This is a genomic window from Sphingomonas sp. BL2 (genome assembly GCF_056680015.1).
The window spans coordinates 3251349-3272173 of the sequence record NZ_CM155261.1 but is presented as its reverse complement, the minus strand read 5'-3'; the positions used below and the strand labels follow the sequence as shown (position 1 = coordinate 3272173).

Genomic DNA, 20825 nt, shown 5'->3' with positions numbered 1-20825 from the left:
GCGTCAGCCTGCGGTGACGATCATCCCATCGACCACCGCGACCGGCCAAGGCGTCAGCCGCGTACCCCCGCACGGTCCGCCGACGCACGCGCCGCTGTCGATCTCGAACAGAGCGGAATGCCAGCTACACGCGATCAGGTCGCCGCGTGGCGTAAGATACTCGTCGAGCACCTGCGCGAGCGGCAGGCCCATATGTGGACATCGATCAAGATACCCGAACACCGCGTCGTCCTTGCGCACGACAAAGCCGTGGAAACGCCCGGCGCGCATCTGGAGTACGAAATTCCGCGCCTTGCCGTCCGCGATCGCGTCGAGAGGCGCTAGTTTGATCCCGCCGGGCGTCGCGGTCAGACGTTCGCCGTCGCTCATGCGCGGTCGGCGTCCGGTTGCCGATCCGGATGCGCGGCGGCGAAGGCGGGGAGCGCGCGGGCGGTGTCGGCCGCAGCTCGAAGGTGGGGGTAGGGAGCCAGATCGACCGCAAACCGTTCGGCGGAGTAGATTTGCGGGACGAGATGGCAATCGGCGATCGTCGGTGTCGACCCGAATGCGAAGCCGTCACCGTGGTGTGCGATAAGCGTCTCCAGCGCGGCGAAACCGTCGCCGATCCAGCGCGCGATCCACCGGTTTACCGCCACCTCTTCGGCTCCGAACTCTGTGCGCAAGGCGTTCAGGATGCGCAGATTGTTTACCGGGTGGATGTCGCAGGCGATCGTCGCGGCCGTTGCGCGGACGATCGCCCGGCCGGTCATGTCCGCCGGCATCAAAGGCGGCATGGGATAGGTCTCGTCGATCCATTCGAGGATAGCTGGGCTCTGCGTCAGGACAGCGTCGTCGGTTTCCAGCGCCGGCACCAGACCCTGCGGGTTGAGCGCACGGTACCGAGCCTCTCGGTGTGCGCCCGTTCGCAGATCGTGCGTCACCTGTGCGTGCGCTACGCCCTTCAACGCCAGGGCGATGCGGACGCGGTAGGCAGCGGTGGAGCGCCAATAGCCGTGCAGAACGAGGCTCACTTCGGCAGGATCGCCTTGGGGAAATCGGACCACACCGCGTCGTAATCTAGCTGCGCATGCTCCAGCGCAAAGGCGGTCGGCTTGTACGGCCAGCAGCTCTCCAGCATGAACGCCATCGTGCCGTCGATCTTGTGCGGCTTCAGGTCTGCGGCACTTGCACCCTGCCAGCTCGCCAGATCGGGGCCATGGCCGGACATCAGATTGTGCAGCGAGATGCCGCCCGGCGCGAACCCCTCGGCCTTCGCATCATACGCGCCGGTGATCAGACCCATTGCCTCCGACATCACGTTGCGGTGGAACCACGGCGGTCGGAACGTCCCCTCGGCGACCATCCAGCGCGGCGGGAAAATCACGAAATCGGCGTTCGCGCGGCCCGGCACGTCGCTGGGCGAGGTCAGCAGCGTGAAGATCGACGGATCGGGATGGTCGAAGCTGACCGTGTTGATCGTGTTGAACCGCGACAGATCGTAGCGCCAAGGCGCGAGATTGCCGTGCCAGGCGACTACGTCGAGCGGCGAGTGATCGAGCATCGTGGTCCACAGCGACCCCATGAACTTCTGGACGACCTCGAGCGGCTCGTCGCGGTCCTCGAACCACGCGACCGGCGTCTCGAAATCGCGCGGGTTGGCGAGCCCGTTGGCGCCGATCGGGCCGAGATCGGGCAGCCGGAACAGCGCGCCGTGATTCTCCGCGACATAGCCGCGCGCTTCGCCATCGGGGAGTTCGGCGCGAAAGCGGACGCCGCGTGGGACCAGCGCGATCTGGCCGGGGGCGATGTCGATCCGACCGAGTTCGGTCAGCAACCGGAGCCGTCCGGCGTGCGGCACGAACAGCAGTTCGCCGTCCGCATCCATGAACACGCGGTCGGTCATGTCGGTATTGGCGGCGTAGACGTGCAGCGCCACGCCTTCGAGATCGGCGGGATCGCGGTTGGCGAGCATCGTCGTCATGCCGTCGATCAGGTCGGTATTCGGGGCGGGGGCGGCGATCGGATCCCAGCGCAAGCGGTTGGGCGCGAGCGGCGCGTCGGTGGTGCCGGGCGCAAACCGCTTGGCGCCCGTGTAGCGCTCGAACGGCGGATGCTCTGCGGTCGGGCGCATCCGGTAGAGCCAGCTGCGCCGGTTCTCGTGGCGCGGCGCGGTGAACGCGGTGCCTGAGAGCTGCTCCGTGTAAAGCCCGAACGCCGGGCGTTGCGGCGAATTGCGGCCGATCGGGAGCGCGCCGGGGATCGCCTCGGTCGATACGTGGTTGCCGAAGCCGGGCTGATACGCCGTGTCTTCGGTCTGGCCGGCGGTCTCGCCTACCGCATTGGTCGGCTGGTGGATTGTCATGGCTTCCTCTCCGTCACCTGTTCCGATCAACGCCCGAACCGCCGGCCGTTCAAACTCTTTCTACCCCTCTCCCTCGGGGAGAGGGAGGGAGACGCGCTCTTGCGCGGCGGAAGGGTGAGGGCACGTGCTGGCAGTTGCGCGTGCCCTCACCCTCGGCGCTGACGCGCCTTTCCCTCTCCCCTGAAGGGAGAGGGTTTTAAGTCCTCAGGCGTCGACCGTTATGACCCCGCGGCGGATCTGGTCGAGCTCGATGCTCTCATACAACGCCTGGAAATTGCCGTTGCCGAAGCCCTCGTTCCCCTTGCGCTGGATGATCTCGAAGAAGATCGGCCCGAACATGTTCTCGGTGAAGATCTGCAACAGCAGCCCCTCTTCACCGACATTCCCGTCGATCAGGATCCGGTTGCGGCGCAGGCGCTCCAGGTCGTGGCCGTGGTTCGGCACGCGCTTGTCGACCAGTTCGTAATAGGTCTCGATCGTGTCCTGCAGCTTGACGCCGCGCGCGCGCAGCTTCTCGACCGTCTCGAAGATATCGTCGGTCGTCAGCGCCAGATGCTGGATGCCCTCGCCGTTGTAATCCTTGATGAATTCCTCGATCTGGCTCTTGTCGTCCTGGCTCTCGTTGAGCGGGATGCGGATCGCGCGGTCGGGGGCGATCATCGCCTGGCTGAACAGGCCGGTCGCCTTGCCCTTGATGTCGAAATACTTCTGCTCCTCGAAGCCGAAGATCTGGCCGTAGAACTCGGCCCACGTCCGCATCTGGCCACGCTTCACATTGTGCGTGAGGTGGTCGAGCAAATCGAGGCCGACGTTGTTCTCGGCCTCGGCTTCGGCCGCGCCCGGAACCGCATTCCAGTCGTCGTACAAGCTGCCGGCCGCGCCATGCTTGTCGACGAGATACAGCAGCGAACCGCCGATCCCTTCGAGCACGTAGCTGCCCTCGCCGAGCGCGCCCGTGCTGGCATCGGCCGCCTTGGCGCCGCGCGCGAGCGCCGCGTCAAAGGCTTCCTTGGCGTCATGGACGCGGAACGCCATGCCGCTCGCCGACGGGCCATGATCCGCGCGGAACGCCGCCGCGTGGCCGCCGTCCTCGCGGTTGAGCAGCAGATTGATGCGGCCCTGCTTATAGCGCGTGACGGCCTTGGTCGGGTGGGTCGAGGCGGCCACGAAGCCGAACTGCTCGAACTGCGCAGCCATCCGGTCGGGATCGGGCGAAGTGAACTCGGCGAACTCGAACCCGTCGAGACCCATCGGGTTTACGTCCATATGGTCCATGATCACATCCTGACAGTTGGTATCCGCTGTTACCAATCTGGCGGGTTGAACAACTGGTGTCAATCGTTACGATTTTGATATGCCCAACTCCGATGCCACCCGCGCACTCGTCCTGGAAGATTTCATCCCGTATCGCCTCTCGATCACTTCGAACCTCGTGAGCGAGGCGGTGGCGGACACGTATGAGGCGCTGTTCGGGCTGACGATCCCGGAGTGGCGGCTGGTGGCGGTGGTCGCCGAGGCGGACGGTATCACGCAGCAGCAGGTCGGCCAGCAGACCCGCATGGACAAGGTCACCGTCAGCCGCGCGGCGATCGCCCTGGTCGAACGTGGGCTGATGCAGCGGCATGCGAACCCGGAGGATCGTCGCTCGCACCTGCTGAGGCTGACCGACGACGGCCACACGCTCTATGCGTCGGTCGCACCGAAGGCGCTCGATCTGGAACGGCGCATCTTCGCGGGCTTCTCGGGGGCGGAAGTCGAGCAGTTCGTCGCGATGTTGCGGCGGATCGACGCGGTGACGACCGACCTCGTTCAGGACTCCCACGGCGGCGTTGGCGACCAGAGACCGCGCAGGTAATCGAGCAGCGCGGTGGTGCCCGACGACACCGGCCCGCGCGCATGGACCGCGTAGATGCCGACGTCCGCCGAACCGGCCAGTTCTGGGAGGACACGCACGAGGCGACCGCTCGCCAAGTCCGCGCTGACATCCCATAGCGAGCGGAGCGCGATGCCGACGCCGGCCAGCGTGAGTTCGCGGACGACTTCGCTCGAATTCGTCGCGACGTAGCTCGGGCGGTCGATGGTGACGTCACCCTCGGGGCCGGCCAAGCGCCACGGCATCTGGCCTTTCGCGGCGAGCAGGCGGTGTTCCGCAAGATCGGCCGCGTCGCACGGCGCACTGTAGCTCGGTGCGGCGCAGAGGATGCGACGGCTGTCGGCGAGGCGATGGCCGGTCAGGCTTGGCGGCACGGCAGGCGCGATCCGGATCGCGAGGTCGAGCCGGTCGCCGATCACATCCGAGAAGCCGTCCGACAGGTCGAGATCGAGTTCGATTGCCGGATACGCGTCGAGGAACGGCTTGAGGTGCGGCGCGACGTGGAGGCGGCCGAACGACGTGGGTGCGCTGACCCGTAATGGTCCGGCCGGCGTATCCGTACGGTCCGACACGCGCGCCTCTGCGTCGCGGATCGCGGCGAGGATGTCCACCATGTCGCGGTGATAGGCGGCGCCGCGTGCGGTGAGGTCGAGCCGGCGCGTCGTCCGGTTGAGCAACCGCACGCCGAGCCGGGCCTCCAGCCGCGCGATCCGCTTCGAGACCATCGCCGGCGAGATGCCGAGCGAACGCCCCGCCGCGCTGAGGCTGGCGGTGCGGACGACCTCGGCGAAGAGGACGATGTCGGGATCCATTCGTTCTCCAGGCGATCAACAGCTTTCGGTTTATAGTGTCTAGTGGCGAAGGTGACGCGCGTCTATTGTGCCGGCAGAGCATAGGAGAGCAGCATGGCCGAGATGATCGACACCTATCGGGACAAGGCAGGTCTGAAGATCGCCGCATCGCTGATGGACTTCATCGAAACGCAGGCGTTGCCGGGGACCGGCCTCGACGCCGAGCCGTTCTGGCAGGGCGTGTCCGACATCTACGCCCGGTTCGCGCCGGAGAACGCCGCGCTGCTCGCTGTCCGCGATGACCTTCAGGCGAAGATCGACGCGTGGCACGAAGCCCGGGCCGGCAAGCCGATCGACCAGCCGGACTATCAGGCGTTCCTGCGCGAGATCGGCTATCTGGTCGACGAGCCTGCGCCGTTCTCGGTTGCCCCGATCAACGTCGACGCGGAGGTCGCCTCGCTCGCCGGCGCACAGCTGGTGGTGCCGATCCTCAACGCCCGCTTCTTGCTGAACGCGGCGAACGCACGGTGGGGGAGCCTGTACGACGCACTCTACGGGACCGATGCGATTCAGGGCGCGGCGTCCGGCAAGGGTTATGACGCGGCGCGCGGCGCGCAGGTGATCGCGTGGGCGAAGGCGTTCCTCGACGATGCCGTGCCGTTGGCGAACGGATCGTGGACCGACTGGACCGGTGGCCCTCCTGAGCTCGCCGAGCCGAGCCAGCTCGTCGGGCATGCGGGCGACCATATCCTGTTGCGTCACAACGGCCTGCACATCGAACTGGTGATCGACCCTCAGCATCCGATCGGTCGCGACGACCCCGCGAACCTCGCCGACGTCGTGCTCGAATCCGCGCTCAGCACGATCGCGGATCTCGAGGACTCGATCGCCGCGGTCGATGCCGACGACAAGATCGCCGCCTACGCCAATTGGCTAGGGCTGATGAAGGGCGACCTTACCGCGAGCTTCGAAAAGGGCGGTCGCACGGTCACGCGCGCACTCGAACCGGACCGGCAGTACACCGCCCCTGATGGCACCGCATTGACGCTGCCTGGTCGTAGCCTCATGTTCGTGCGCAACGTCGGCCACCTGATGACCACGCCCGCGATCCTGCTCTCTGACGGCAGCGAGGCACCAGAAGGCATCCTCGACGGCATCGTCACGACGCTGATCGGCTTGCACGACCTGAAGAGCACCGGCCCGATCCGCAACAGCCGCGAGGGCTCGATCTATATCGTCAAGCCGAAGATGCACGGCCCCGACGAAGCCGCTTTCACCAACCGCCTGTTCGACGCGATCGAGGACCTGCTCGGTCTCGCGCGTCACACGATCAAGGTCGGCGTGATGGACGAGGAGCGGCGCACGTCGGCCAATCTCGCCGCGTGCATCGCCGCGGTGAAGGACCGGGTGGTATTCATCAACACCGGCTTCCTCGATCGCACCGGCGACGAGATGCACACCTCGATGCGCGCCGGTCCGATGATCCGCAAGGGCGAGATGAAGGCCTCGTCGTGGATCAAGGCGTATGAGGATCGCAACGTCCAGATCGGGCTCGCCTGCGGGCTCAGCGGCAAGGCACAGATCGGCAAGGGCATGTGGGCCGCGCCGGACCGTATGGCGGACATGCTCGAGCAGAAGATCGCGCATCCGATGACCGGTGCGAACACCGCCTGGGTGCCGTCGCCGACCGCCGCGACGCTGCACGCGACGCACTACCACCGCGTTGACGTGTTCGCGCGGCAGGCGGAGCGGAAGGCCGAACCGATCGCCTCGCTCGATGCGCTCCTCACGATCCCGGTTGCGACCGGGCACAATTGGCAGCCGGACGAGGTGCGCGAGGAACTGGAGAACAACGTGCAGGGCATCCTCGGCTATGTCGTGCGCTGGGTCGACCAGGGCGTCGGCTGTTCGAAAGTACCCGACATCCATGACATCGGCCTGATGGAGGATCGCGCGACGCTGCGGATCAGTTCGCAGTACATGGCGAACTGGTTGCTTCACGGCATCGCCACGCCCGGCGAGGCTGACGCGGCGCTGCGGCGGATGGCGGCGAAGGTCGATGTGCAGAATGCCGGCGATCCGCTGTATCGGCCGATGTCGGGTCATGAGGACGACAGCCTCGCGTTCCAGGCCGCCCGTGCGCTCGTGTTCGATGGCCTCGCGCAGCCGAGCGGCTATACCGAGCCGCTGCTCCACGCGTTTCGCGCGCGGGCAAAGGAAAGGGACGCTGCCTGATGCCACTCTACGCGATCGAGGGTAAACGACCGACGCTGGCTGACGACGTCTGGGTCGCGCCCTCCGCCGACGTGATCGGCGACGCACGGCTGGGGGAGGGGGCTAGCGTCTGGTTCGGTGCGGTGATCCGCGCGGACAACACGCCGATCCTCGTCGGCGCGCGAACGAACATCCAGGAGGGCGCGATGCTGCATTCCGATCCCGGTGCGCCGCTGACCATCGGCGAGGGTTGCACGATCGGCCATCATGCGGTCCTCCACGGCTGCACGATTGGTGACAATGTGCTGGTCGGGATGGGCGCGACGATCCTCAACAACGCGGTGATCGGCGACGATTGCCTGATCGGTGCGAACGCGCTGGTGACGGAGGGGAAGGTGTTTCCGGCCGGGAGCCTGATCGTCGGCGCGCCAGCCAAGGCGGTCCGCGAACTCTCCCCGGAGGCGATTGCGGGGCTGAAGATGTCCGCGGCGTCGTACGCGGCCAAGCAGCGCATCTACGCCGACGGCTTGAGACTGGTCGAGGTATAAAACCCTCCCCCTTGCGGGGGAGGATCGTGAAGGCGGGACCCTTAGAAGCTCAGCCGGCCACCGAGCGACAGCACGACGGCCGACGCATCGCGCAGTGCACCGGAGGTCAGGATGTTAGTCTGTGCGGCGGTGCCGACATAGGCGGCCGTCCTGCGGTCGATCGTGGTGTTCTCGAAGTCGACATATTGCGCGGCGGCATCGAGCGCGATGCGCGAGGTCAGCTGGTACGACCCGCCAGCCGCATAGGTCCAGCGGTCGGCGTCGGGTACGCGGGCATCGCGCAATCCGTCCTGCGTCGGTGTCTTGGTGCGCTGGACACCCGCGCGGATCGTCGCTTTGGGGGTGACGGCGTAGTCGAAGCCGCCTGCGAGGCTCCAGCTGTCCTGGTAGTTTTCGGGGATCGCGGTGTTCAGCGGGGCGCCGAGATCGATCGTGTCGAACTTGCTCCAGTTGTACGCGACGACCTGCGCATTGAGCGTCAGCGCGTTGGTGGCGCGGATGCGGCCAGCGACGATCACCTGGCCCGGCGTGTTGAAGCTCGCCTTGGCGCCGTCGATGGAGACGTTCGAGCTCGCCAGCGGACCGACCAGCCCGGTGATGTTGAGGCTGCCCTTCAGATTGTGCCGGATGCTCGACTTGTAGCTGACACCGACGGTGGCGAAGTCGTTGTGCAGCTGAACGCCTGCGGTCCAGCCGAAGTCCCAACCGTCACCCTTCAGCTCCTGGAAGCCGTCGGGCAGCGCCGCCGACAGGTTGGGGAGGGCGTTGTTCAGCGTCGCGTCGGTATATTCGACGTTCAGCGCACCACCGACCCGGAGCCAGTCGGTCACTGCAACGCCGATCGACGGCTGGATGTCGATCGTCCGCAGCCGCGTCTTGTCCGCGCTGTAGCGTGCCCAGCTGTTCGCTTCGTAGTTGGTGGTGAAGCTGAACGGCGACGTCACCGCGACGCCGATGGCGATCCGGTCGGTCAGCGGATAGGCGATCGCGCCCGACGGAACGACGCCCTTGTTGATCGGATCGCTCGACGTACCGTTGCCGCCGACCGGCGCGTAATTGAACCCGGTTGGCCGGCCGGTCGTGGGCGAGAAGGTCGGGCGGCCGATGAGCGTGCCGGTGTCGACCACGTCGCCCTTGGGCAGGATCGCGCTTGCACTCAGCGTCGCGCTGCCGTCGCGGATACCGGCGATCGCGGCCGGGTTCCACCACAGCGAGTCAGGGCCGGTATCGGCGCCTTCGCCCGAGAATGCGCGGCCTGCGCCGCGCGCGGACTGCGCCTGGAGATAGAAGGCGTCGGCGTAGGCTGTGCTGGCGAAGCCGAAGGCGGACACGAGCGCGGATACCGCGAGAAGCGGAGCTTTGGTGCGAAGCATCATGGGTAAGGTCCTGAAAGCTATACTGATAATAGGGAGGTGGAAGCCGCGCCTCAGCGCACGCGCGTCCAGGTCTGGGTCTTGCAGAGCGGGAAGAAGACGCAGCCGCGCAGCTTCAACTGGTTCGCGCCGAGCGGCGTGATCTTGCCGCTATACGTCTTGCCGTCCTCGGCATTGTAGACTTGGCCACTGCTCCAGACACCGTCTGAGTCCGACTTGAAGCCGCTGAGCATCTGCAGGCCCTGGATCGGGCGATTGCGCAGCGCGGTGTTGGAATTGTTCGCGTCCTTCATCGAAGGATTGGCGCGCAGCGCGTCTGAGGTGAGAATCTTGCCGCAGATCGACGGGCCGCAACGAGCGATCTCGACGATGGCGTTGTGTGTCTCGGTCTTCCAGCGGCCGATGACGGTGTCGGGCGTGGCGGACGCGCCGGCGAGCAGGGCGGTGGCGAACAACAGGGACATCTTCTATCCTCTCCTAGTGTCGTTGGGCGCGCCGTATGCGTACGGTCGCTAAAATCTCGTAAAGTCGGCGACGTTACCGCGACCTCGTTGCCGTATACGGCAGTTATCGGTCCCGACTAGAATTGTACGAAGACAAGTCAAGTCTTCTTACTGATTTCGGGCGGTGAAAAAGTGTTCATGCGCACGGTGTTCCCCCGCGCAGGCGGGGGCCCAGGTTCACGAACGGAGCGCTGCTTGACCCTGGGCCCCCGCTTTCGCAGGGTAATAGTCTTAGTTCCGCAGTGGTTTGCCGGTCTGCAGCATGTGCACGACTCGCGCCTGGGTCCGCGGATCCTTCACGCTCGCCATGAACGCGGCGCGCTCGAGGTCGAGCAACTGGTCCTCAGTCACCGTGTCGACCAGATCGGCCTCGCCGCCGGTGAGCACCTCGGCGAGACGATCCGCAACGACGAGGTCGTAGTCGGTCGCCATGCCCTTCTTGTGGAAGTCCGCAACCGCCATGTTGAGACCGGTCCGGCCGCTCGCGCCCGCCAGGCGGAAGGTCGGCTTCTCCGGCGCGACATAGCCCTCGACCAGCGACAGCGCCTTGGCCTTCGCATCCGCCAGCAATCGGTCGCGGTTCATCGTGATGCCGTCGGCCTTGCGCAGGATCATCATCTCCTTCGCCTCCGCCGCCGACTTGGCGACCTGCGCAGTGGAGACCGCCTGGAACACCTTCGTCAGCACCGGCATCGGCCCGTTCGGCAGCGTGCGCGACTTGGTCCAGCGATCGAGCATCTCGCCATTGCCGCCCCAGCCGGGGACGAGCCCGACGCCGCACTCGACGAGCCCCGCATAGGTCTCTGCATGCGCCTGTACCGCGTCCGAGTGAAGCAGGATCTCGCACCCGCCACCCAGCGCGAGCCCGGCCGGTGCGCTGACGACCGGGAACGGCGCGTATTTGAGCGCCTTGTACGCCTGCTGCCCGCCGGAGACGCTGGCCTCGACCATGTCCCACAGGCCCGCACCGACCGCGAACATCGCCGCGCCGAGGTTCGCACCCGCCGAGAAGTTCGACGCCTCGTTATACACCACCAGCGCCTTGAAGCGCTCGCGGACGACCGGGATCGCCTCGTTGATCAGCGCCACGACCTGATCGTCGAGCGCGTTCATCTTGGTGTGGAACTCGAGCGCCGCGACGCCGTCGCCGACATCCCAGAGCGACGCCGACAGGTTCGTGAGGATCGGCTGCGAGCGGAGCTTGATGTCCTCCAGCAGTTCGACGCCGTCCGCGCGCGGCACGTCGGCATACTCGCCGGTCGCTGTGAGATACTGACGCTGGCCGTTCTCGACGCGATAGAACGGACGATCGCCCGCGGTCGCCAGGATCGCAGGAACGTCGCGACCTTCCTCGGCAAGCCGCGCGGCGAGCACGCCGGGACCCATCCGATCGATCAACTCGAACGGTCCGTATTTCCAGTTATAGCCGAGCTTCATCGCGTCATCGATCGCGACAATATCGTCCGCCGCCTCGCCGACGAGCATCGCCGCGTAGGACAACGTGTTGCCGAGGATCGACCACGCATAGGTGCCGATCTTGCCCGGCTCCGCGATTAGCGCCGCGAGGTCCTTGCCGGTCTTGCCCGGCAATTCAGCGGGCTTGGCTTCCGCACGGTACTCGCCGGTCGCGAGATCGAGCGACAACTTGGTACGCGTCGCCTTGTCGAACCGGTAGAACCCGCCCTTGCCCTTGCGGCCGGTGAACCCGTCCGCGATCATCTTGTCGACCAGCGGCAGCTCGCGCACCGTATCGAAATACGGATCGCCCGCGGGGAGCGTGGAGGAGAGGCTCTTCGACAGCAGCGGCATCAGGTCGACGCCGACGAGGTCGACCAGCCCGAAGATGCCCGTCTTCGGCACGCCCATCGGACGGCCGCCGATCTGGTCGGCTTCCTCGACGGTCAGCCCCTGGTCCATCGCCGCGTTGATCGCGATCGCCAGCCAGTAGGTGCCGATGCGGTTGGCAATGAAGCCCGGCGTATCCTTCGCCCGGACGATCCGCTTGCCCATGAAGCGATCGACGAAATCCTCGACCTTTTCGGCGACCGCGATATCGGTGTGTTCGCCCCGCACGATCTCGACCAGCCGCATGTAGCGTGGCGGGTTGAAGAAGTGCGTGATGAGGAAGTCGGCCTTGAACTGGTCCGACCGCCCCTCGACGAGGTTGCCGAGCGGGATCGTCGAGGTGTTCGACGACACCGCGGTGCCGGGGCGCTTGAGCGCTTCCAGCTTGGCGTACAGCGCCTGCTTGATATCGAGCCGCTCGACGATCGCCTCGACGATCCAGTCGCACTCGACGACGCGACCCAGATGATCGTCGATGTTGCCCGTCTCGACCAGCTTGGCCGCACGCTTCGACATGAAGGGGGCGGGGTCGGTCTTGAGCATCTTGGCGACCGCGCTCTTGGCCACTGCATCGCGGTCGTCACCCTCGCGGGGAACGATGTCGAGCAGCAGCACCGGGATGCCGGCATTGGCGATCTGCGCCGCGATGCCTGCGCCCATGACGCCAGCGCCGATGACGCAGACCTTCTTGATCGAGTCGGGCTGGACGCCCTTTGGCTTGACCTGATCGACCATCATGCGCGCTCCAGCACCGTTGCGATGCCCTGACCGCCGCCGATGCACTGGGTCGCCAGCGCATAACGGCCACCTTCGCGTGACAAGAGCGCAGCCGCCTTGCCGACGATCCGAGCGCCGGTCGCGCCGAGCGGATGGCCGATCGCGATCGCGCCGCCATCGAGGTTGATCGTCTCGTCCTTAAGCCCGAGATCGCGAATGCAGGCGATCGCCTGGCTCGCGAACGCCTCGTTGATCTCGACCACGTCGAGGTCGGCGACGGTGATCCCGGCACGCTCCAGCGCCTTCTTCGACGCACCGATCGGGCCAAGCCCCATCGTCTCGGGCGCACAACCCGACACGCCGATCGACTTGATCCGCGCGAGGATCGTCAGCCCGTGCTTCTTGGCGAACTCTTCCGAGGTGAGCAGCACCGCGGACGCGCCATCCGTCAGCGGCGACGACGTACCGGCGGTCACCGAACCGTCAGCGCTGAACGCGGGCTTCAGGCCGGCGAGCGCTTCGGTCGTCGTGCCGGCGCGGATCGTGCCGTCCTGGCTGACCGGGCCCGCCTTGGTCTGGATCGTCACGATTTCATCCGACAGCCGACCATCGGCACGTGCCGCGGCGGCCTTGTCCTGGCTCTTGACGGCGAACGCGTCCTGCTCGGCGCGCGTGATCTGGTAGTTGCGCGCGACGTTCTCGGCGGTCTCGCCCATGCCCATGTACGCGCCGGCGCTCTTCTTCGCGAGCTCGGGGTTGGGGAGGGGGTTGTAGCCGCCCATCGGCACGCGGCTCATCGATTCGAGACCCGCGCAGATGAACGCCTCGCCCGCGCCGACGGCGATCTGGCCGTACGCGATATGGATCGCGCTCATCGACGAGCCGCAGAACCGGTTGACCGTCATGCCGCCTACCGAGATCGGCAGGTCGGCGATCTGCGCGATCAGCTTGGCGACGTTGAGGCCCTGCTCGCCCTCGGGGAACGCGCAGCCGAGGATGATGTCCTCGATCTCGGCCGGATCGACGCCGGTCTTGTCGAGCAACCCGCGAATCGTCTGCGCGGCGAGATCGTCCGGACGGACGCGGGCGAGCTCGCCCTTGCCGGCGAGGTGGAACGGCGAACGGGCGTACCCGGCGATGACGACGTTGGTCACGATGATCCTCTCATATTGCGGTCGACCCGGTTAACGCTTGCGAGTTACCCTTAAGGTGCGATACCTCACCTTTACGTCAAGGTGAAGCGGCCGACAATATGGCTTACGCACACTGAGCAATGGAGAGCGAGATGCAGGACACTTCCGGGGGCAAGGCGATCGGCGTTCCGTTGCTGGGCAAGCCGCGGCTGCTGGGCGACATGCTCGACCTGTCGGTGCAGCGGTTCGGATCGCGCAACGTGCTCGACTTCATGGGCCGGACGCTGACCTATGCCGCGCTCGGCGAGTCGGTCGATCGGGCGGCGCGGGGGCTCCAGGACATGGGCGTCGTGAAGGGTACGCGTGTTGCGCTCTGCCTGCCGAACACGCCCTATTATCCGATCCTGTTCTTCGCGATCCTCAAAGCCGGCGGCGTCGTCGTCAACGTCAACCCGCTCTATGTCGAGCGCGAGTTGGCGCATCTGCTCGAGGATTCGGGCGCGACGATCATCGCCACCTGCGACATCGCCGAGATCCACGCGCGCGTGCTGAAGGTCGCGGGGCAGATGGGCGTGAAGCATGTCATCACCTGTCCGATCGCCGGCGCGTTGCCGACGCTGAAGTCGATTGCCTACCGCATTTTCAAGCGCGCCGAGATCGGCCATGCGCCGAGCGATGCGCGCCACTCGACGTTCGATGCGCTGCTCAAGGCGAAGGGTGCACCATCCCCCGTTGTCGTGTCCCCCAACGAGGTCGCGGTGCTGCAATATACCGGCGGCACGACCGGCGAGCCCAAGGCGGCGATGCTCAGTCACGCCAATCTCGTCGCGAACGCCGATGCGATGGTCGTGTTCGTCGGTGGCGAGCAGCCGCATCAGGATCGCGTGCTCGGCGCGTTGCCGCTGTTCCACGTCTTTGCGCTGACCACCGTGCTGACCTATTCGATCCGCACCGGCGCGGAGATGATCCTGATGCCGCGCTTCGAACTCGGAGCGCTGCTGAAAACGATCGCGCGCACCAAGCCGAGCTATTTCCCCGCGGTGCCGACGATCTATGCCGCGATCACCACCGCCGCCGAGACACAAAAGATCGACTTGTCCTCGATCCACGCGTGCATTTCCGGCGGGGCACCGCTGCCAGCGGAGGTGCGGATCGCGTTCGAGGCAGCGACCGGCGCCAAATTGTGCGAGGGGTATGGTCTGTCGGAAGCCTCGCCGATCATCACCTGCAACCCGATCGATGGCCTCAACAAGCCGGGCTCGGCGGGCTTGCCGTTTCCCGGCACGACGATCGAGATCCGAGATCGCGAAGACTCGACCCGGCTTCTCCCGATCGGTGACAATGGCGAGATTTGCGCGCGCGGTCCGCAGATCACGCAAGGCTATTGGCACAAGCCCGCTGCCACCGCCGAACTGTTCGCGGACGGCGCGCTGCGCACCGGCGATGTCGGCCATCTCGACGCGGACGGCTATCTGTTCATCGTCGACCGGATCAAGGACCTGATCCTCGCCGGCGGCTACAACGTGTATCCGCGTGTGATCGAGGAAGCGTTGTATGAACACCCCGCCGTGCTCGAAGCCGTGGTGATCGGCGTGCCCGACAAATACCGCGGCCAGGCGCCGAAAGCTTTCGTCGTGCTGGCCGAAGGTACGGTCGCTACCCCGCTCGAACTGCGCGATTTTCTTCGGGACAAGATCAGCAAGATCGAGCTTCCCCGCGAGGTCGAAATCCGCGACAGTCTCCCCAAGACGCTGATCGGCAAGCTATCCAAAAAGGAACTTGTCGCTGAAGAGACCGCAAAGGCGGCGGCGTCGGAGGCGAGGGGAGTGGACGCGTGAACGACCGACAGGACGATCTTACCGGCATACAGGAGGTGTCGCGCATGCTCGGCGTGAGCGCGCGGACGCTGCGGTTCTACGAGGACAAGGGGCTGATCGAGCCCTGCCGGATCGGCACGACGCGGGTCTACACGCGGCGCGAAGTCGCCCGGATGCAGTTGATCCTGCGTGGCAAGCGGCTGGGTTTCACCCTGCGTGACATAGAGGAGTTCCTCGACCTCTACGACGCCGACCCGCAGCATGTGGAGCAGATGCGCGCGCTGGCCGAACGCTGCCGCCAACGGATCGACCTGCTCGACGCGCAACGCGAGGCGATCGTCCAGACGCGCGACGAGTTGGAGAAGATCGAGCAGGAGGCTCTCGCGCGGATTCCGCCGGGAACGGTCTAAGTAAGACGGGAGGTCGCCCCCCCGAAATTGCACGACGCGCTCGAAGCTGCACCACCCCGGCGAAGGCCGGGGCCCAGTTGGCGAGGTGGCAATAACGAAGCGCAGCGCGGGTCAGCAACCTCCCCCAACTGGACCCCGGCCTCCGCCGGGGCGGGGTTTGTCGGTGTGATGGAGGGACACTAAAATCCTCCCCCGCCAGGGGGAGGTGGCTGGCGCTTGCCAGACGGAGGGGGAGGACACGGAAACTGATGTTCCGTGTCCTCCCCCTCCGCTACCTTCGGTGCCACCTCCCCTTTGCGGGGGAGGATCGCAAAAGTTCTCGAGCTTAAAGTCCCACGACACCTCCATCGGTCTTCGTGATCACGATCGTCGCGGACCGTGGTCGCGAAGGAGCCGTCACCGCGCCGGCCTGGTTAGCCGGCCAGCTGCTCGTAATGTTCGTCGGCCCGCCATTCTCGCCGGGATGCTGGATGTTGACGAACAGCGACCGGCCGTCCGGCGTCGTATGGATACCGGTGATCTCGCACTCCTTCGGCCCGACCAGGAAGCGGCGCAGTGCCGCGCCCGGTGCCTTGCCGACCCGCGTCGTTACCGAACCGGTTGCCGCACCGATCGTGTTGATCACTGTCCGCGTGCCGCCGTCGTTGACGATCCCCGGTACCGAGGCGAGCAGCATGCAGTTGGTGACGTCGGTGTACGCGCCGTCATCCGTCTCGATCCACATCACCGGTGCGATCGTTCCCGAAGCATTGCTCGGCAGGCCGAACCACAGGCCGTCGGGCGACGAGAAGTCGTTGGTCGCATCGAGACCAGACAGGTTGATGTTGGTCGCATCCAGATCGGAGCCGGCACCAAACGCATAGATGTCCCAAGCGAACGTCGTTGCCTCGGATGTGTCGCCAGTCTCGCGCAGGCGGATGATGTGGCCGTTGGCGTTACCCGTGGTCTGGCCGCCCGTGGTCTTGGGATCGACATAGGCGCGCGGGTTGGGCGCGTCCGCGGTAGCCACCGTGCGCGACGAGTTGTTGGTCAGCGTGCAATACATCTCGCCGGTCGCCGGATTGACTGCGGTCCACTCCGGGCGATCCATGCGGGTCGCACCCAGTGCATCCGCCGCCAGCCGCGTGTTGATCAACACATCGACCTGACTTGCGAACGGATAGGCGGCGTTGGCGGAGGTGAGCGGCCCCTGGCCGAACACCAGCGGCAACCACTGACCGCTGCCGTCCGCTGCGAGCTTCGCAACGTAGAGCGTTCCAGCGTCGAGATACTTGTCACCGATCGCGAGACGGTTCGCTGCGCTCGCATCCGCCGCAGACCACGGCGTCGCCGACACGAACTTGTAGATATACTCGTTCTGCGCGTCGTCGCCCATGTAGAAGGCCGGCTTCACGCCCGCGATCGTCCGGCCGATCTGGCAGCCTTCGTGGTTCATACGACCCAGCGCGGTTCGCTTGCGCGGCGTCGAGGCTGCGTCGAACGGGTCGATCTCGACCACCCAGCCGTACTGGAAGATCTCGTTGCGGAAATCGCCCGTGCCATCGGCAGGCGCGCTGGCCTGTGCGGTGATGTTCCAGCGCGAATAGATGGTGCTGGTCGTGTCGGCTGGCATGACCGTCGACCAGCCATAGTTACCGCCGGTGTTGCTCTCGCCCTTGCCGTAGCGCGTCAGCGAGGTGTTCGCCTTTACGCCCACCGGACCAGTTGCCGCGCGTCGCGCCGCGTCGCCGACTTCACGCCTGAAATAGCCGACCCAGTTCTCTTCGTTCGTCAGATACGTGTGCCAAGGCATTGTGCCGTTGGCACAATTGTTGATCGTGCCGCGGCCCGTGGTAGCATCCGGCGAGTAGCGCGTCTTGAGGCTATCGGCGCCGCGCACCGGGCCAGAGAAGCTCATCGGCGTCAGCGGCGTGATACGGCGGTTGAAGGACGACGCTGTCGTGTAGCTCCAGGCGGCCGCGCGGTTGACTTCGATGACCGACACACCGTGGCATTCCATTTCCTTCAGCGCTTCGGCTTCGGGGCGGACGCCAGCGGTCGTGGTCGGGCCGTTGGGATGCAGATAGGCTTGCGTGATGTTCTCGTGGTTGAGCACGAGCAGGCCGCGGGTGTTGCCGTTCGCGTCGGGCGTGCCGGTGGCGGACATGCCGAAATAGCTCATGCCGTCATGATGATCGCCCGCGCGCTTCGAGAAGGTCGCGTCGGTGCCGTCATTGGCATACGCGCCAACGCCGCTGCCGATCGGATCACCGAGCCGGTACAAGACCGTCACTGCGTAACCCGCTGGCACTGCAACGACATCCGCAAGGCTCTTCGCAACGGCCGTGAAGCCCAACGAGGCCGCGCCGACGGTCACGCTGGTCGTCGCGCTGACCGAACCGCTGGCCGAAACCGCGGTAAACTGGAAGCTGAGGACGGTCCCGGCAGCAGCACCCGGTACGACGAAGGTCGCGGTGGCGGTCGAGGCACCGGCTAGCGTGACGGCGGGGCCGGCGGTCTGGGTCCAGGTTACGCTGTCGACCTGGCCGATCGCTGCGCCGGTCAGCGTCGCGACGCGGCCCGCGGTCGAGCTGCCGCCGGCGGTCGCCGTCACCGTGACTGGGCTTGAGCCGTTGCCGTCATTGTCATCGTCGCAGCCGGTCAGCAACATGCCGCCGAACACCGCGGCGGCGGTCGCGGACATGCCGCCCATCAAGGTCTGGCGACGCGAATAGCGCGACTCGATCAGGTCGTTGATATGCGGATTGGCGGTCGGGTTGGTATCGATATCGCCGTCGGTATAGATGGTCTCGAACGTCATGCTTGGTCCCCCCGGGGATGGTTGCGTGGTGTGTAACGATGCGTGAGAGTTAGAATTTTGCGCCTAGCTCGACGCCATAGAAGCGTGGCTCGCCGGCGATGTAGGTCGGAATACCGAAGCCGCCGCCGGTGTTGCCCGCGTCGATCAGGTAGCGCTTGTTTGTCGCGTTCCGGACGAACCCGCCGACACTGTAGCGACCTTGCGCGAACTCGACCCCGGCGCGGGCGTTGACCAATGTGTAGCCGGGCGTGCTGATCGCCGGATTGTTCGGCAGCTCGAAAAACGCCTTGGTGCGGTAGGTAACGCTCGGCGTGGCATAGACCGTCGCGCCGCCGACCGGCAGGCGAAGGATCACGCCGCCCGACGCGGTCGTGTCCGGCTGAAGGCGGAAGCGGTTGCCGGCGAATACGCCGTTCACCGCTTCGTCGCCGATGCCGCCGTCGATGTACGCAAACGTCCCGAATACCGAGAGATACGAGGCGAGCCTCAGATTGCCTTCGAGCTCAACGCCGAGGTTTTTGGCCGACCCAGCGCTCTGCGTCGTAGTCACGCCGTTGTTCGTCACCGACACCTGGAAGCCGTCATAGGTCTGGTAGAAGACCGATGCCGCGCCGCTGAACGGGCCGACGCGACCCTTGATGCCGCCCTCGTAGTTCCAGACGTTCTCCTGCGGGACGACCTGCAGGTTGGGGCCGACGCCGAACGCGGTGCGCTGCGCGGCGAGCTGAACCACCGGCGAGCGGCGTCCCTTGCTGATCGTCGCATAGAGATTGACCGCGTCGTTGAGCTTCAACAGCGCGTTGAAGCGCGGCAGGATCGCGGTGAAGCTCTTCTCCGCGACGAACTTGTTGCCGTTGGTGTTGGCCGTCCCGAGCAGGCTCGACTGGATGCCGAGGGCTGCCAGGATCACCGAGTTCGGCTGGACCGACGAATAGCCCGACTGGCGATCCTCGATCAGGATGCGCGCGCCGGCGGTCAGTTCGAGCGCGGGTACCGGAATGTACGTCGCGTCGGCGAATACCGAGTAGGTGTCGTTGTTGCCGTAGTTCGTGAACTCCGCGGCGTAAGGTATTGCCGTTGCACGACCACCCGTAAGCGCCGCGGTTGCGCGCGTCGCGGGAACCGTGCCGTTCGGTGCAACACATCCGGTCCCGGTCGGGATGCCCGCGCCGTTCAGCGCCGAGCGGATCGGGGCGTAGGCGGGCGTGACCGAGCAGGCCAGATACGTGCCCTCTTCGGTCGCGAACGGGACGCGCTGGAAGCCGTTCTCGAAGAACGCGTTCCAGCCGACCGAGGCGCGGTACTTAGGCCCTTCGAAAGCAAAGCGGCTCTCATGGCTCCACTGGTCGCCCTTCGCGTCCTCGGCGAATTCGAGATACGCGGCGGGGCCACCATCGGCGTCGAACACTTCGAGTGCGTCGAACTTGCGATACCCGTTGACGGTGGTGAAGGTGATGCCCGGCGACAGCTCCGCGGTGATCGTCAGGTTCGCGTCATAGACGTTGCGGTCGAGACCAAGCTTGCGCGCGCCGAGTGCGGTCGCGCTGTACGGCGAGCCCGAAAGTTCCGCGTAGCCATAGTCGCCAGTCTGGCCGCCGGTCGGGGCGTGCGCGCGGCTCTTGAATGCGGTGCCGGGGTTGCGCTGTCCGTCATAGGTCAGGACGAGGTCGGCGGTGATGCTGTCGCTCGGGCGATAGCGGAGCGAGCCGCGGATGCCGCGCTGGTCCTGGCCGTTTAGATCGTCCTGGTCGACGCCACCCTGGTTCTGGTTCGGCACGTTCGCATCGCCCGCGATGTTGCGGACGTAGCCCTTGCGATATTTATACGCGAAGGCGATGCGGCCGGCGAGCACATCGTTGCCCGCATTCAGGAAGCCCGACACCTGGGTGCGGTCGAAATTGCCGTACGTGCCGTTGATCGCGCCCGATACGCCGGCCTCCGGCTTGGCCGAGACGAGGCTGATCGCGCCGACTGCAGCCGCAGTGCCGAACAAGGTCGCCTGCGGTCCCTTCACGACTTCGATCCGCGAGAGATCGAACAAATCCTGATAGGCGCCGCGCGAACGGCTGATGTCGATGCCGTTGTAGTAGAGCGTGACGCGCGCGCCCTGCTGCGACGATCCGTTGTCCGAGGTGATGCCGCGGATCACGAAGCCCGGGTTGTTCGCGCTCTGCTCCTGGATCTGGAGGCCGGGAATAAAGGCGGCGACTTCGCTCAGCGAGTTGACACCGATCGACGCCATGCGAGCGCCGGTCAGCGCGGTAACGGTAATGGGGACGTCTTCGATCCGCTGTTCGCGCTTCTGCGCGGTGACGACGATCTCGTCGTCCGACGTTGCGGCCTCGGTTTCGGCTTGGGCAGTGGCTGGGGTGCCAGCTTGTGCAAGCGCCATGGTCGAGCAGGTCGTGGCGAGCGTCGCAACCGCGAGCCGCGTGAAGATACGTGTCATTAAGTCCCCCG

General features: G+C 65.9%; 16 protein-coding genes. 5 read left to right on the top strand and 11 right to left on the bottom strand.

The annotated features are described in order from the left end of the window. Window positions 1-3: 3 nt before the first annotated feature. From AC1ME3_RS15165 to hppD, 4 genes are all read right to left on the bottom strand, one after another. Complete coding sequence (locus tag AC1ME3_RS15165) at window positions 4-369, bottom strand: Rieske (2Fe-2S) protein (protein ID WP_480953816.1); 366 nt, start codon at window positions 367-369, stop codon at window positions 4-6. Next, a complete protein-coding gene (gene maiA, locus AC1ME3_RS15160) occupies window positions 366-1010 on the bottom strand; it encodes a maleylacetoacetate isomerase (protein ID WP_480953815.1) in 645 nt (214 codons plus the stop codon). Before maiA ends, AC1ME3_RS15165 begins: the two co-directional genes overlap by 4 nt. After that, the gene (gene hmgA, locus AC1ME3_RS15155) at window positions 1007-2341 is read right to left on the bottom strand and encodes a homogentisate 1,2-dioxygenase (protein WP_480953814.1); all 1335 of its coding nucleotides are present in this window, start codon (window positions 2339-2341) and stop codon (window positions 1007-1009) included. The genes maiA and hmgA overlap by 4 nt, the downstream gene beginning before the upstream one ends. Window positions 2342-2545: 204 nt before the next feature. Next, window positions 2546-3616: a 4-hydroxyphenylpyruvate dioxygenase gene (gene hppD / locus AC1ME3_RS15150; RefSeq protein WP_480953813.1), complete on the bottom strand. Its 1071-nt coding sequence runs from the start codon at window positions 3614-3616 to the stop codon at window positions 2546-2548. 79 nt (window positions 3617-3695) lie between these two features. Between hppD and AC1ME3_RS15145 the strand changes: the two genes are divergently transcribed. Next, on the top strand, window positions 3696-4196 hold the full coding sequence (locus AC1ME3_RS15145; protein WP_480953812.1) for a MarR family winged helix-turn-helix transcriptional regulator: 501 nt from the start codon (window positions 3696-3698) through the stop codon (window positions 4194-4196). On the opposite strand, the gene AC1ME3_RS15140 is transcribed toward AC1ME3_RS15145, so the two are convergent. Further along, a complete protein-coding gene (locus AC1ME3_RS15140; RefSeq protein ID WP_480953811.1) occupies window positions 4151-5026 on the bottom strand; it encodes a LysR family transcriptional regulator in 876 nt (291 codons plus the stop codon). The genes AC1ME3_RS15145 and AC1ME3_RS15140 overlap by 46 nt on opposite strands. Before the next feature lie 93 nt (window positions 5027-5119). On the opposite strand from AC1ME3_RS15140, the gene AC1ME3_RS15135 reads away from it, so the two are divergent. Both AC1ME3_RS15135 and AC1ME3_RS15130 read left to right on the top strand, forming a co-directional pair. Then, the gene (locus AC1ME3_RS15135) at window positions 5120-7240 is read left to right on the top strand and encodes a malate synthase G (protein ID WP_480953810.1); all 2121 of its coding nucleotides are present in this window, start codon (window positions 5120-5122) and stop codon (window positions 7238-7240) included. After that, window positions 7240-7767: a gamma carbonic anhydrase family protein gene (locus AC1ME3_RS15130; RefSeq protein WP_480953809.1), complete on the top strand. Its 528-nt coding sequence runs from the start codon at window positions 7240-7242 to the stop codon at window positions 7765-7767. Before AC1ME3_RS15135 ends, AC1ME3_RS15130 begins: the two co-directional genes overlap by 1 nt. A gap of 41 nt (window positions 7768-7808) precedes the next feature. On the opposite strand, the gene AC1ME3_RS15125 is transcribed toward AC1ME3_RS15130, so the two are convergent. The 4 genes from AC1ME3_RS15125 to AC1ME3_RS15110 all read right to left on the bottom strand — a co-directional run bounded on the left by AC1ME3_RS15125 (window position 7809) and on the right by AC1ME3_RS15110 (window position 13359). Continuing rightward, window positions 7809-9143 carry an OmpP1/FadL family transporter gene (locus AC1ME3_RS15125; protein WP_480953808.1) on the bottom strand — a complete coding sequence of 445 codons (1335 nt, stop codon included), beginning with the start codon at window positions 9141-9143 and terminating at the stop codon, window positions 7809-7811. A 50-nt stretch (window positions 9144-9193) separates the two neighbouring features. Further along, on the bottom strand, window positions 9194-9604 hold the full coding sequence (locus AC1ME3_RS15120; protein ID WP_480953807.1) for a DUF2147 domain-containing protein: 411 nt from the start codon (window positions 9602-9604) through the stop codon (window positions 9194-9196). Between the two features lie 270 nt (window positions 9605-9874). Beyond that, window positions 9875-12226, bottom strand: a complete 2352-nt coding sequence (locus tag AC1ME3_RS15115) for a 3-hydroxyacyl-CoA dehydrogenase/enoyl-CoA hydratase family protein (RefSeq protein WP_480953806.1) — start codon at window positions 12224-12226, stop codon at window positions 9875-9877. Continuing rightward, window positions 12223-13359: a thiolase family protein gene (locus AC1ME3_RS15110; protein WP_480953805.1), complete on the bottom strand. Its 1137-nt coding sequence runs from the start codon at window positions 13357-13359 to the stop codon at window positions 12223-12225. Before AC1ME3_RS15110 ends, AC1ME3_RS15115 begins: the two co-directional genes overlap by 4 nt. A gap of 131 nt (window positions 13360-13490) precedes the next feature. On the opposite strand from AC1ME3_RS15110, the gene AC1ME3_RS15105 reads away from it, so the two are divergent. Both AC1ME3_RS15105 and AC1ME3_RS15100 read left to right on the top strand, forming a co-directional pair. Then, window positions 13491-15176, top strand: coding sequence for a long-chain-fatty-acid--CoA ligase (locus tag AC1ME3_RS15105; RefSeq protein ID WP_480953804.1), 1686 nt, complete (start codon window positions 13491-13493; stop codon window positions 15174-15176). Then, on the top strand, window positions 15173-15565 hold the full coding sequence (locus AC1ME3_RS15100; RefSeq protein ID WP_056058932.1) for a MerR family transcriptional regulator: 393 nt from the start codon (window positions 15173-15175) through the stop codon (window positions 15563-15565). Before AC1ME3_RS15105 ends, AC1ME3_RS15100 begins: the two co-directional genes overlap by 4 nt. A gap of 325 nt (window positions 15566-15890) precedes the next feature. Here AC1ME3_RS15100 and AC1ME3_RS15095 read toward each other — a convergent pair whose 3' ends face one another. Both AC1ME3_RS15095 and AC1ME3_RS15090 read right to left on the bottom strand, forming a co-directional pair. Next, a complete protein-coding gene (locus tag AC1ME3_RS15095; RefSeq protein WP_480953803.1) occupies window positions 15891-18365 on the bottom strand; it encodes a PhoX family protein in 2475 nt (824 codons plus the stop codon). A 49-nt stretch (window positions 18366-18414) separates the two neighbouring features. Further along, complete coding sequence (locus AC1ME3_RS15090) at window positions 18415-20814, bottom strand: TonB-dependent receptor (RefSeq protein ID WP_480953802.1); 2400 nt, start codon at window positions 20812-20814, stop codon at window positions 18415-18417. Window positions 20815-20825: the final 11 nt, after the last annotated feature.

Coding starts and splice junctions, on each gene's coding strand:
- AC1ME3_RS15165 (WP_480953816.1), bottom strand. CDS start 369: ATGAGCGACGGCGAACGTCTGACCGCGACGCCCGGCGGGATCAAACTA.
- AC1ME3_RS15130 (WP_480953809.1), top strand. CDS start 7,240: ATGCCACTCTACGCGATCGAGGGTAAACGACCGACGCTGGCTGACGAC.
- hmgA (WP_480953814.1), bottom strand. CDS start 2,341: ATGACAATCCACCAGCCGACCAATGCGGTAGGCGAGACCGCCGGCCAG.
- AC1ME3_RS15095 (WP_480953803.1), bottom strand. CDS start 18,365: ATGACGTTCGAGACCATCTATACCGACGGCGATATCGATACCAACCCG.
- hppD (WP_480953813.1), bottom strand. CDS start 3,616: ATGGACCATATGGACGTAAACCCGATGGGTCTCGACGGGTTCGAGTTC.
- AC1ME3_RS15135 (WP_480953810.1), top strand. CDS start 5,120: ATGGCCGAGATGATCGACACCTATCGGGACAAGGCAGGTCTGAAGATC.
- AC1ME3_RS15115 (WP_480953806.1), bottom strand. CDS start 12,226: ATGATGGTCGATCAGGTCAAGCCAAAGGGCGTCCAGCCCGACTCGATC.
- AC1ME3_RS15105 (WP_480953804.1), top strand. CDS start 13,491: ATGCAGGACACTTCCGGGGGCAAGGCGATCGGCGTTCCGTTGCTGGGC.
- AC1ME3_RS15120 (WP_480953807.1), bottom strand. CDS start 9,604: ATGTCCCTGTTGTTCGCCACCGCCCTGCTCGCCGGCGCGTCCGCCACG.
- AC1ME3_RS15125 (WP_480953808.1), bottom strand. CDS start 9,143: ATGATGCTTCGCACCAAAGCTCCGCTTCTCGCGGTATCCGCGCTCGTG.
- AC1ME3_RS15090 (WP_480953802.1), bottom strand. CDS start 20,814: ATGACACGTATCTTCACGCGGCTCGCGGTTGCGACGCTCGCCACGACC.
- AC1ME3_RS15140 (WP_480953811.1), bottom strand. CDS start 5,026: ATGGATCCCGACATCGTCCTCTTCGCCGAGGTCGTCCGCACCGCCAGC.
- AC1ME3_RS15145 (WP_480953812.1), top strand. CDS start 3,696: ATGCCCAACTCCGATGCCACCCGCGCACTCGTCCTGGAAGATTTCATC.